The organism is Pseudomonas macauensis, from assembly GCF_047902425.1.
Classification (GTDB): domain Bacteria; phylum Pseudomonadota; class Gammaproteobacteria; order Pseudomonadales; family Pseudomonadaceae; genus Pseudomonas.
Genome location: NZ_CP138377.1, coordinates 5,944,500 through 5,956,615, shown reverse-complemented (window position 1 = coordinate 5,956,615; position 12,116 = coordinate 5,944,500). Strand labels below are relative to the sequence as shown.

10 protein-coding genes are annotated in these 12,116 nt (G+C 65.4%); 2 read left to right on the top strand and 8 right to left on the bottom strand.

All coding sequences use genetic code 11. The features are described from left to right. Positions 1 to 204 precede the first annotated feature (204 nt). The 4 genes from SD196_RS27180 to SD196_RS27165 all read right to left on the bottom strand — a co-directional run bounded on the left by SD196_RS27180 (position 205) and on the right by SD196_RS27165 (position 4,940). Positions 205 to 684, bottom strand: a complete 480-nt coding sequence (locus tag SD196_RS27180) for an acyl-CoA thioesterase (protein ID WP_275609367.1) — start codon at positions 682 to 684, stop codon at positions 205 to 207. 159 nt (positions 685 to 843) lie between these two features. Then, complete coding sequence (locus tag SD196_RS27175; RefSeq protein WP_275609366.1) at positions 844 to 1,602, bottom strand: SDR family NAD(P)-dependent oxidoreductase; 759 nt, start codon at positions 1,600 to 1,602, stop codon at positions 844 to 846. A gap of 396 nt (positions 1,603 to 1,998) precedes the next feature. Further along, the gene (locus tag SD196_RS27170; protein WP_416310889.1) at positions 1,999 to 3,366 is read right to left on the bottom strand and encodes a glutamine synthetase family protein; all 1,368 of its coding nucleotides are present in this window, start codon (positions 3,364 to 3,366) and stop codon (positions 1,999 to 2,001) included. A gap of 179 nt (positions 3,367 to 3,545) precedes the next feature. Next, a complete protein-coding gene (locus SD196_RS27165) occupies positions 3,546 to 4,940 on the bottom strand; it encodes an aspartate aminotransferase family protein (RefSeq protein ID WP_416310888.1) in 1,395 nt (464 codons plus the stop codon). A 214-nt stretch (positions 4,941 to 5,154) separates the two neighbouring features. Between SD196_RS27165 and SD196_RS27160 the strand changes: the two genes are divergently transcribed. Next, a complete protein-coding gene (locus SD196_RS27160; RefSeq protein WP_343575753.1) occupies positions 5,155 to 5,820 on the top strand; it encodes a GntR family transcriptional regulator in 666 nt (221 codons plus the stop codon). 91 nt (positions 5,821 to 5,911) lie between these two features. On the opposite strand, the gene SD196_RS27155 is transcribed toward SD196_RS27160, so the two are convergent. The 3 genes from SD196_RS27155 to SD196_RS27145 form a co-directional block, all read right to left on the bottom strand. After that, positions 5,912 to 6,124, bottom strand: a complete 213-nt coding sequence (locus SD196_RS27155) for a YgdI/YgdR family lipoprotein (RefSeq protein ID WP_015479678.1) — start codon at positions 6,122 to 6,124, stop codon at positions 5,912 to 5,914. 108 nt (positions 6,125 to 6,232) lie between these two features. After that, positions 6,233 to 6,634, bottom strand: a complete 402-nt coding sequence (locus SD196_RS27150) for an SMI1/KNR4 family protein (protein WP_254469601.1) — start codon at positions 6,632 to 6,634, stop codon at positions 6,233 to 6,235. 194 nt (positions 6,635 to 6,828) lie between these two features. After that, on the bottom strand, positions 6,829 to 7,704 hold the full coding sequence (locus SD196_RS27145; protein WP_331314999.1) for a Tim44 domain-containing protein: 876 nt from the start codon (positions 7,702 to 7,704) through the stop codon (positions 6,829 to 6,831). 239 nt (positions 7,705 to 7,943) lie between these two features. On the opposite strand from SD196_RS27145, the gene SD196_RS27140 reads away from it, so the two are divergent. Further along, positions 7,944 to 9,704 carry a cation:proton antiporter gene (locus SD196_RS27140; protein ID WP_331314997.1) on the top strand — a complete coding sequence of 587 codons (1,761 nt, stop codon included), beginning with the start codon at positions 7,944 to 7,946 and terminating at the stop codon, positions 9,702 to 9,704. A 96-nt stretch (positions 9,705 to 9,800) separates the two neighbouring features. Here SD196_RS27140 and uvrD read toward each other — a convergent pair whose 3' ends face one another. Beyond that, on the bottom strand, positions 9,801 to 11,981 hold the full coding sequence (gene uvrD / locus SD196_RS27135) for a DNA helicase II (protein ID WP_416310887.1): 2,181 nt from the start codon (positions 11,979 to 11,981) through the stop codon (positions 9,801 to 9,803). Positions 11,982 to 12,116: the final 135 nt, after the last annotated feature.

The window sequence follows — 12,116 nt, the reverse complement described above, 5'->3', positions numbered from 1 at the left end:
GTCTGGGCTCCGGGCACGCAGGGAGCAACCGGAGCCGGCGGGCCCGGGTTGCTCGAAGGTGGATCACGGGGGCAAACCCGCGTACGAAAACTCTAGGCGCTGAAATGAATTCCTACATTGCTTTCACGCAAGAGTAACCTGTTGACGCAGCAGATATTTTCCGCGACACAGGCAATTCTTATCAAGAAATGTCGCGATCGTCTGTCATTCGTCGCGAATTGCCTTGTAGCGCTGTTCCAGCTCCTGACGCAGCTGGCGGCGCTGCTGAGCCTGGGCGAAGCGGCGCTTCTCGTCCTTGGTCTGCGGCTCCAGTTGCGGAACCACCGTGGGCTTGCGCTCGTCGTCCAGCGCCACCATGGTGAAGAAGCAGCTGTTGGTGTGGCGCACGGACTTTTCGCGGATGTTTTCGGTGACCACTTTCACGCCGATCTCCATGGAGGTGCGGCCGGTGTAGTTCACCGAGGCGAGGAAGGTGACCAGTTCGCCGACGTGGATCGGCTCGCGGAAGATCACCTGGTCCACCGACAGGGTGACGACATAGTGGCCGGCATAGCGGCTGGCGCAGGCGTAGGCGACTTCGTCGAGGTACTTGAGCAGGGTGCCGCCGTGGACATTGCCGGAGAAGTTGGCCATGTCGGGGGTCATCAGGACGGTCATGCTGAGCTGGTGGTTGCCGGGTTCCATGCTGTTCTCTGTGGCGAATGGAAAAGGGACCCACTCTGGACGCACCGGGGCGGGGCTGACGACACAGTTTTTTCTATACCGCTCATTGGCCATGGGCGCCAATGCCCGCCGACGGATGCAAAACGGGCGGCCAATGGCCGCCCGTTCGGTGGTGCCGGATCAGCGTCCGGCCGAGAGACCGAAGTCGATCGCCAGGTCCGCGCCGGTGATGGCTTCGGATTCCGGTTTGCACAGGTACCAGACCAGTTCGGCGACTTCTTCGGGACGGATGAAACGCGCCACCTTGCCCTGTGGATAATCCTTCAGCAGCGCACGCTTGTAGGCGTCCGGGTTGCCCTGCCCGTAGCGCTCGGCCTGGTAGTCGAGCATGGGCGTGGCGATGTCGGCCGGGGAGATGGCGTTGACCCGTACGCCCGACTCGGCCAGCTCCAGGGCCAGGGTGCGGGTGAGCATGGTCAGCGCCGCCTTGCTCGCGCAGTAGGCCGCGGAGCCGCGATAGGCCTGGCGGCCGGAGTCGCTGGAGATGTTGACGATGCAGCCGTGGTTTTCCTTCAGGTAAGGCGTCGCGGCCTGGCACATGTAGAAGGCGGCCTTGAGGTTGACCCCCAGCACCAGGTCGAAGTCATCCTCGTTGAAGTCTTCCACCGGACCTTCGCGCCACACGCCGGCGGCGTTCACCAGGGCGTCGAGGCGACCGGTGCGGGCGAGGATGTCGGAGACCAGGCTGTGGCAGTTGTCGGCTCGTCGAAGGTCGCCCACAGCGGTTGCGTCCAGCGGTACCTGGGCGTTCAGTGCGTGCAGGCCAGCCTTGTCCACGTCGGTGGCGGCGATGCGCCAGTGGCTTTGGGCGAAACGTTTGGCGATGGCTTTTCCGAGGCCACCGGCGGCGCCGGTGATCAGTACGACAGGAGTGCTCATTGTCTACGGGTTCTCCCTGCCTGAGAGAGGACGGCGGCCGGCAGGCAGTACCGGCGGGCGCCGTTTCGACGACGGGACGCACCTGCGTCCCGTGCAATTACAGACCAAGAAAAGACCAGATTCTTCACTCTGCCAGGGTAAATTTTTCGTAAGGCTGTCGTGTGTCAGCGGGTACGCGAAAAGTACGGCCCGCCTTGAGCGATTCGTCTGGTGGATTTGTGCCCGGTCAGCGCTTGCAAGAGCCCCTCACCCTAACCCTCTCCCAGGGGGAGAGGGGACCGATCGGTGCAGGACGAAACGGTATCGTCAGCCGGCACGGACGGCTCCCTCTCCCTGAGGGAGAGGGCTGGGGTGAGGGGGAAGCCCTGGCACGGAGTGACCGGTTCAGCCCGCCGATCAGGCGTGATGCAGGTACCAGCGCCAGTCCTGCTCGCCGACCTCGCCCATGAACTGGCGGTATTCCTCCCACTTGATCGCCAGGAACACCTTGAGAAATTCCTCGCCCAGCGCCTCGCGGGCCCAGGTGGAGGACTCCAGCGCGCGCAGCGCGGTGAGCCAGTCGGTGGGCAGGAACTCGGTGGCCTGCTCGTAGCCGTTGCCGACGATGGGCGCGCCCGGATCGATCTGCTCGCGGATGCCTTCGTGGATGGCGGCGAGGATCGCCGCCGCCGCGAGGTAGGGGTTGGCGTCGGCGCCGCAGATGCGGTGCTCGATGTGCCGGCTCTTCGCCGGGCCACCGGGCACGCGGAAGGACACGGTGCGGTTGTTCACGCCCCAGCTCTTGGCCAGCGGCGCGTAGCTGTTGGCCTGGAAGCGGCGGAAGGAGTTGGCGTTGGGGCAGAAGATCGCCAGGGAATCCAGCAGGCGCGCCATCATGCCGCCGATGGAGTGGCGCAGCAGCGGGGTGCCGTGAATGTCTTCGCTGGCATAGAGGTTGTTGCCCTGCTCATCGGCCAGGCTGACGTGCAGGTGCATGCCGCTGCCTGCGCGATCGCCGAACGGCTTGGCCATGAAGCAGGCCTGCAGGCCGTGCTTGTTCGCCACGCCTTTCACCAGGCGCTTGTAGCGCACGCCTTCGTCGATGGCCTGCATCACGTCGAAACGGTGCTCCAGGGTCAGCTCGACCTGGCCCGGCGCGTACTCGGAAATCGCCGTGCGTACCGGCAGGCCCTGCACTTCGCAGGCGGCGTAGAGGTCGTCGAGGAACGGCTGCAGTTGTTCCAGTTCATAGACGCCGTAAACCTGCGGCGCCTCCGGGCGGATGCCGTTCATCTGCACCGCCGGCTGCGGGCGGCCGTTGGCGTCGCGCTGCTTGTCCAGCAGGTAGAACTCCAGCTCCACCGCCATCACCGGGTGGAAGCCGTCGGCTTTCAGCCGGTCGACCACGCGGGAGAGCGCCTGGCGCGGGTCGGCTGGAGTGGCCGGCAGGCCCTGAGTCGGGTGCATGCTCACCTGCAGCTGGCCAGTGGGGCTGGCGCGCCAGGGTTGCAGGGTCAGGCTGCCGGGCAGCGGGTAGGTCCAGCAGTCGGCGTCGGCGACTTCCCAGACCAGGCCGGTGCCTTCGACGTCCTCGCCCTGTACGGTCAGCGCGAGGATCGAGCTGGGCAGCGGGCGGCCGTTGTCGTAGATCGCCAGCAGCTCGTCACGGTGCAGCAGCTTGCCGCGCGGGATGCCGTTGGAGTCGATGATGAAGAGTTCGATGCTGCGCACGTCCGGGTGGGCGGCGAGGAAGGCTTCGGCTTCCTTTCGATCGGCGAATTGCATGGTGGTCCTCGGTGGCGCGGGGCGCCGTAATCTCTTTATTGCAAGAGCGGAGTTTGTCCGCGATTCGTTTCGCCAGCGCTAGGGCTTCACGTAGGGCGCGTAACGCGTCAGCGTTATCCGCCAACACAACGGACGGCGGATAACCTGTTCCAGGTTATGCGCCCTACGGTTCCATGCGATCAGGTCTCGCGGGCGCCGGGGATGGCCAGCAGCTCGGTGATGCCTTGGTCCAGCGTCGCAATCAGGCGATCCACGTCTTCGGCGGTGGTGTCCGGGCAGCACAGGGTCATGTTGTGGAACGGCGTGATCAGGATGCCGCGGTTGATCAGGTACAGGTGCAGCGCCATCTGCAACTCGTCGTGGAAGGCCGCTTCGGCCTCGGCGCCGGTGCGCGGCGAGACGGGGCAGAACTGGAATTCGCTGCGCGCGCCCAACTCGGTCACCGACCACTTCAGCTCGTGCTTGGCGATCAGCCCGCGGAAGCCGTCCGCCAGGCGCTTGGCCAGCGGCAGCATGTGGTCGTAGGCGGCCTGGGTCATCACCTGTTCCAGGTTGGCGCGCATGCAGTGCATGGCCAGGGCGTTGGCCGAGAGCGTGGTGCCCATGCCGCTGTGGCCGTGGCCATGGCTGTCTTCCTGGGCGCTCTTGCGCGAGGCGGCCATGCGTTCGGCCATCTCCGCGCTGCAGCCGAAGATGCCGCAGGGCACGCCGCCAGCGATCGGCTTGCCGACCACGAAGAAGTCCGGGTCGAGGTTCCACAGCTGGGTGCAGCCGCCGATGTTGGTGGAGATGGTGTGGGTTTCGTCGATGATCAGCAGCGAACCGTACTTGCGGGTCAGCTCGCGGCACTTCTGCATGAAGCCCGGATCGGGCAGGACCATGCCGATGTTGGTCATCGCCGGTTCGCACAGCAGGGCGCAGACGTCGCCCTGGGCCAGCGCGGCTTCCAGCGCTTCCACGTCGTTGAACGGGATGGAGCGGCTGTGCTGGGTCAGGTCGTAGGCCTGGCCGACCAGGCCGGAGCGGTGCACGGTCTCGCCGTCGCGGTAGCGCACCATCACGTCGTCCACGGTGCCGTGGTAGCAGCCGTCGAACACCAGCAGGGTCTTGCGCCTGGTTACCGCGCGGGCCCAGCGCAGCACGTAGCGGTTGGAGTCGGTGGCGGTGGCGGTCACCTGCCAGTAGGGCAGGCCGAAGCGCGCGGCGAGCAGTTCGCCGCAGACCACGGCGTCTTCGCCCGGAAGCATGGTGGTCAGGCCGCGGGCGCCTTGCTCGGCGAGGGCGCGGGCGATCGGCGCCGGGGAGTGGCCGAACATGCTGCCGGTGTCGCCCAGGCAGAAGTCCACGTAGTCATGGCCGTCCACATCGTAGAAGCGGGCGCCCTGGGCGCGCTCGACGAACAGCGGGCAGGGCGTGGACCAGTCGGCCATCCAGTGCATCGGCACGCCGGCATACAGCGACTTGTGCGCGCGCTCGGCGAGAGCGACGGACTTGGGGTTCTGTTCCAGGAAGCGCTGGCGCTCACGGGCGGTGAAGAGATCAACGGCCTGTTGGGCGATTCCGCTGGCGGTCATGTTGCACACCTCGTTTGTTTTTTTGCACATCTTCTATTTGTGATCACAAAAAAGTCAATACACAGGATATTTAGCCTGATAATCTGCCAATCAAAGAATTCTGTGATCACAGATTTTGTCTGATCGAAAACAAGGGATACGCAAGATGATGCACAACTGCAGCCTGACCTTCGCCCAACTGCCGGCACCGCCGGCCGGCCGGGAGTGACGTGCGATGGCCGACAACCTTCAGGAGCAGCTGTACCTGAACCTGCGCCAGGCTCTATTGAGCGGGCGCTTCCAGCCCGGCGAGCGGCTGAAGATCCGTGATCTGGCCCAGGAGTGGGGCACGAGCCCGATGCCCGTGCGCGCCGCCTTGCAGCGGCTGGTCGCCGAGGGCGCGCTCGAAGGCGAGCCGCAGCGCTCGCTGCGGGTACCGGTGATGACCCGCGAGCGCTACCTGCAGATCCTGCAGGTGCGGCAATCCCTGGAGGGACTGGCGGTGGAGGATGCGGCCCGGCATCTGCGCCCGGCTGACATGGAGGTGCTGCGCGAATGCACCGAGCGCATGGAAAACGCGCTGAATGCCCGCGACGTCCAGGGGTATCTGGACGCCAACAGCCTGTTCCACCTCACGCTCTACAGCGCCTGTGGCAACCCGACCCTGCTGCGCATGATCGAGGCGCTCTGGCTGCAGGTCGGGCCGTTCTTCAACCGCCTGTTCACCGAGGCCGACCTGTCGCTGCGCCTGAACGACTTCCACGAAGACGCGTTGAGCGCCCTGGAGCGTGGCGATGGCGCGAGCGCGCGCAAAGCCATCGAGCAGGACCTGGGTTACTGCGGCCAGTACCTGCTCAATCTGCTCGAACTGGAGAGCGGGGGACGGCTGGGGGCGCGCTAGGTCCCGCCGCGAAGTGGATTGGATCAGCCAGGAGCGCGGGCACTGCGCTCACCTCCTCGCTGATCGGCGTCTCACCGGATCGGCGCTCAACTCAAGGCGTCTTGATGAAGCGGACGTTATCCTTCTTGATCAGAATCGTCTCGCCATTGAGCTGCTCGAATTCGTAGTAGTCATTGTATTTGTCGTAATCAGAGTGATCCTTCACCAGGATTTCGCTGCCATCCTGCAGCGTCACCACGGCCTTGTCGGCGCATCCGGCGAGGCCGAGCAGCAGCAGGCTGGTGAACAGGGCTTTGAACTTCATAGCATCTCCACAACAAGGCATCGTGCCTGGCCTGGACAGCAAAGGGCCGAAGGTACGGTGAGTTGCCAGTGAGACCACCGAAGTTTCAGGAAATTCCGAAGCCCCGGCTCAGGTGTCGAGCCATACGTCGCGTGCCCAGGTCCACACCGAGTCCCAGGTTTCCTCGGTGAGCTCGCCGTCGGCCCAGAGCACCACTTCGCCGTCTTCGGCCACCGCGTAGTAGTCGTCACCATCGGCGCAGAGCGGTATCAGCTCGCGCGGCAGGCCCATCGACCAGGCCACCGCGGCCACCTCCGGCAGGTAGGTATGGGAGTGCGGATCGGTCACCGTGACGGGTTCCAGGCGACCATAAACCACGTCGCTGACCTGCAGAAGAAATTCGCGGAATTCCGACGGAATGCCTATCAGCAGGGCTTCTTCGATCTCCACCAGCAGTTCTTCGTCCGGCAATTCCAGCGGGACGGGAACCGGTTCGTTCGCTTCACGCAGTTTCTCGATCACATCTTCCACAGGCGGGGCCTCTCTACTTTCGACGAATGGCGCGCTTTATACAGTAGTAGCCGGCCCTTGGTGCAAGGCCACTGTGGGGACGCTGGCCGGACGGGCGGCTCAGGTGCCGGGTGAGGGGAGTCCAGCGCATCGACCTTCCCCGAGAAACGAAAAAGCCCGGCCAGGGCCGGGCTTTTCCAGTGTTGCGTGCAGGATCAGTTCTGACGGATGCCCGCCACCAGCCAGGGCTGGTTTTCGCCCTGGGCACGCTCCATGCGCCAGCTTTCGCTGAAGGGCTCGCCCTGGTCGAAGCGCGAGGACTTCGACACGCCGCTGAAGGTCAGGGTGGCGACGGTCTTCTCGGCGTTGTCGTCGACGCCTTCGAGTTGCACGTCGAGGTTGTCGATGTAGGTGGACTGGTAGCCGTCGCCCAGGTCGGCGCGTTCCTGCTTGAGGAACTGCAGCATCTGCGGGGTGACGAACTCGGCGATCTTGTCCATCTCGTTGGCGTCCCAGTGCTGCTGCAGGGACATGAAGTGCTCGCGGGCCGCGCCGATGAAGCGGGTTTCATCGAACCAGCTCGGCGCGTTGATCACCGGGCGGGTGTCCATCACCGGACGAGCGGCGCCACCGAAGACCGACGGTTGGGCCGGCATTTCACGCTGCATCGGTGCATGGCCGGCCATGGCGGGCTGGTGGCCCTGCTGCTGGCGGCGACGGGAAGCGATGAAGCGGAAGGCGATGAACGCGATCAGCGCGATGATCAGGATGTCGAGGAACTGCATGCCCTGGAAGCCATCGCCCATGAACATGGAGGCGAGCAGGCCACCGGCGGCCAGGCCGGCCAGCGGGCCGAGCCAGCGCGAAGCGCCGCTCTTGGCGGCGGCACCGGCTGCGCCAGCGGCAGCGCCGGTAGCGGCAGGCGCCGCGGTGGGGGAAGTCGGGGCGGCGGACGGTTGCGCCTGGCGGGTCTGGTGGCTCGGCGCCGAGCCCATGCTCTTGCCGCCACCGAAACGTTTGGCGGCGTTGACGTCGAGGCTGAGCGTCACGGCGACACAGAAGGCCATGGCAAGGCTGAGAAAGCGCTTCATCGTTGTCATTCTCTTGGTTGGTATTCGACGCGCGTCATGTTGCCGAGCTATGCCGGTGAGGGCCAGCCGGATTTTGTTTCGCGCTGTTGCCCTATATGGGGGCTGTGGAATCCCTTTCCAAATCAGTCTGTTACTGATTCTTTCAGAGCCGCCGGGCGGCGAAATCCGGATGATAGGCTTCGCTGAGCGAGGCCTTCGCCGCGCGATCCCCAGACCCCACGCCGCGAGGACCGCCGACCATGCATGCCATCGACTTCATCCAGGACCTTGCGGTGATCATGCTGATCGCCGGCTTCGTCACCATCCTCTGCCATCGCTTCAAGCAGCCGGTGGTGCTGGGCTACATCATCGCCGGGGTGATCATCGGCCCGCACACCCCGCCGTTCGCCCTGGTGCACGACGAAGACACGATCAAGACCCTCGCCGAGCTGGGGGTGATCTTCCTGATGTTCTGCCTGGGCCTGGAATTCTCCCTGCGCAAGCTGTTCCAGGTCGGCGCCACGGCCTTCATCGCTGCCTTCCTGGAGATCACCCTGATGATCTGGGCTGGGTTCGAGATCGGCCGCCTGTTCGACTGGAACACCATGGATTCGCTGTTCCTCGGCGCGATCCTGGCGATGTCCTCCACCACCATCATCATCAAGGTGCTGGGCGACCTGAAGATGAAGAACGAGCGCTTCGCCCAGCTGATATTCGGCGTGCTGATCATCGAGGACATCCTTGGCATCGGCATCATCGCGCTGTTCTCAGGCATCGCCGTGAGCGGCACGGTGGAGGCCGACCAGGTGTTCTCCACGGTCGGCAAGCTCAGCCTGTTCATGGTCGTCGCGCTGGTCGTCGGCATTCTGCTGGTGCCGCGCCTGCTGGCCTACGTGGCGAAATTCGAAAGCAACGAGATGCTGCTGGTGACGGTGCTCGGCCTGTGCTTCGGCTTCTGCCTGCTGGTGGTGAAGCTGGAGTACAGCATGATCCTGGGCGCGTTCCTGATCGGCGCGATCATGGCCGAATCGCGCCAGCTCATTCAGATCGAGCGCCTGATGGAGCCGGTACGCGACATGTTCAGCGCGATCTTCTTCGTCGCCATCGGTCTGACCATCGACCCCAGGGTACTGGTGGACTACGCCGCGCCGATCCTGGTGATCACCCTGGTGGTGGTGCTGGGCAAGCTGGTGTCCTGTGGCGCCGGCGCTTTCATCGCCGGCAACGATGGGCGCACCTCGATGCGCGTGGGCATGGGCCTTTCGCAGATCGGCGAGTTCTCCTTCATCATCGCCGCGCTGGGCATGAGCCTGGGCGTGACCAGCGACTTCCTCTATCCGGTGGTGGTCGGCGTGTCGGCCATCACCACGCTGCTGACCCCCTACCTGATCCGCTCCGCCGACCCGCTGGCGCTCTACCTGGGGCGCAGCCTGCCGTCGCCCATGGTGCGGGTGTTCAGCCTGTATGGCGAATGGCTGCGCAGCATCAAGCCACGGGGGGACAAGGCGATCCTTGCCGGGCTGATCCGCCGCATCCTGCTGCAGGTGGGTGTGAACCTGACCCTGGTGATCGCCATCTTCTTCGGCCTGGCCTACTTCGCCGGGACCCTCTCCCAGTGGCTGGCCGATATCGTCGAGCAGGAAGCGCTGCACAAGGCGCTGGTCTGGGGCGCCGCGCTCTTGCTGTCGCTGCCGTTCCTGATCGCCGCCTACCGCAAGCTCAAGGCGCTGGCGATGCTGCTGGCGGAAATGGGCGTGAAGGCGGAAAGCGCCGGGCGCCATACGGCCCGTGTGCGCCGGGTGATTTCCGAACTGATCCCGCTGCTCTCGCTGGGCGGCATGATGCTGCTATTGGCGGCGCTCAGTTCGAGCATCCTGCCGCCGGGCGAGCTGCTGGTGGTGGTCGTGCTGATCGCCGCGCTGGTGATCGCGGTGTTCTGGCGCTGGTTCATCCGCGTGCACTCGCGGATGCAGGTGGCGCTGATCGAGACCTTCGAGCAGAACGGCGGCGGGCAGCACTGAGGATTGACTGTAGGAGCGAGCTTGCTCGCGAACATCTCGGCGCCAGAGCCGCCGGTGAATCCGTTCGCGAGCAAGCTCGCTCCTACAAAAGAGCCGTCAGATCGCTTCCAGCTTCGCGTAGCCCATCATCAGCCACTTGCTGCCCTCGCTGTCGAAGTTCACCTGCACCCGCGCCTGGGCGCCGGAGCCTTCGAAGTTGAGGATCACGCCGTCGCCGAACAGCGGGTGGCGCACGGACTGGCCGAGGCTGAACGGGGTGTCCGGCACGCTGGCGCCGCTGAACAGGTTGCCACTGCGCTGGCCGCCCGAGAGCGGACGGCTCACCGAGTTGGATAGGCGCACTTCCTGGATCAGGCTCGGCGGGATTTCGCGGACGAAGCGCGAGACCTTGTTGTAGGTCTCGCTGCCGTACAAACGGCGGGTTTCCGCGTAGGTCATGACCAGGCGCTGCATGGCGCGGGTGATGCCCACATAGGCCAGACGGCGTTCTTCTTCCAGACGCCCGGGTTCTTCCAGGCTCATCTTGTGCGGGAACAGGCCCTCTTCCATGCCGGCGAGGAACACCAGCGGGAACTCCAGGCCCTTGGCGCTGTGCAGGGTCATCAGCTGCACGCTGTCCTCGAAGGCGTCGGCCTGGGTGTCGCCGGACTCCAGCGCGGTGTGGTCGAGGAAGGCCACCAGCGGCGGGATGTCCTCGTCGTCCGGGTTCTCGAAGGCGCGGGCGGCGCTGACCAGTTCTTCCAGGTTTTCCACCCGGGCCTGGCCTTTCTCGCCCTTCTCTTCCTTGTGGTAGGTGATCAGGCCGGACTGCTCGATGACGATCTGGGTCATCTGGTGCAGCGGCAGACCTTCCACTTTCAGCGCCAGCAGGTCGACGGCTTCGAGGAAGCCGTTCAACGCACTGGCGGCGCGGCCGGCCACGGCCTTGGCGGCGATCACGTCGTTGATCGCGCGCCACATGGAGGTGCCGTTCAGGCGCGCGGCGTTGCGGATCGCCTCGACGGTCTTCTCGCCGATGCCGCGCGGCGGCACGTTAATCACCCGCTCCAGCGCGGCGTCGTCGTCGCGCAGGCGGATCAGGCGCAGGTAGGCCAGGGCGTTCTTGATCTCGGCGCGTTCGAAGAAGCGCTGGCCGCCGTAGATGCGGTAGGGGATCTTCTCCCGCAGCAGCGCCTCTTCCAGCACGCGGGACTGGGCGTTGGAGCGGTAGAGAATGGCGATTTCGCTGCGCTTGAGACCGTCCTTGCGCAGGGCGTCTTCGATCGTTTCGACGATGTAGCGCGCCTCGTCGTGCTCGTTGAAGCCGGCGTAGAGGGTGATCGGGTCGCCGTCGACGCCGTCGGTCCACAGTTCCTTGCCCAGGCGCCCGCTGTTGTTGGCGATCAGGGCGTTGGCGGCCTTCAGGATGGTCGCCGTGGAGCGGTAGTTCTGCTCCAGGCGGATGTCCTCGGTGCCGGCGAAGTCATCGGCGAAGTGTTGGATGTTCTCGATCTTCGCGCCGCGCCAGCCGTAGATCGACTGGTCGTCGTCGCCCACCACCATCAGGCTCTCGCCGCCCTTGGCGAGGAAGCGCAGCCAGGCGTACTGCACGGCGTTGGTGTCCTGGAACTCATCCACCAGGATGTGGCGGAAGCGCCGCTGGTAGTGCTCCAGCAGGCTCGGGCGGTTGCGCCAGAGGTCCAGCGAGCGCAGCAGCAGCTCGGCGAAGTCCACCACGCCGGCACGGGCGCAGGCTTCTTCGTAGGCCTGGTAGATGCTGACCATGGTCGACAGGTAGAGGTCGCCGCTGGCCTGGATGTTCTGCGGGCGGTTGCCCTCGTCCTTCTGCCCGTTGATGAACCACTGCGCCTGGCGCGGCGGCCACCGCTGCTCGTCCAGCCCCAGCTCGCGGACCACGCGCTTGACCAGGCGCAGCTGGTCGTCGCTGTCGAGGATCTGGAAGTTCTCCGGCAGGTTGGCCTCCTGCCAGTGCGCGCGCAGCAGGCGGTGCGCGAGGCCGTGGAAGGTGCCGACCCACATGCCGGCCGGGTTGATCCCCAGCAGCTGCTCGATCCGCGCGCGCATCTCGGCGGCGGCCTTGTTGGTGAAGGTCACGGCCAGGATGCTGTGCGGCGAGGCGCGCTCCACCTGGATCAGCCAGGCGATGCGGTGCACCAGCACGCGGGTCTTGCCGGACCCGGCGCCAGCGAGCACGCGCTGGCGCCCCAGCGGCGCGGCCACGGCCTGGCGCTGCGGGTCATTGAGGGAGTTGAGCAGGAGGGAGAGGTCATCGTTCATGGGACGGCATTCTACCGACGGGCGGTTTTCCCCGGCAAACCGGCCCGCCGTCCGGCGGATTCCCGACGAAAGTTGGGCAGGCAGCCGGCCAAATGCCATCTGTGATGCTGTTAGCGGAGGATTGTCCTCGGTTAT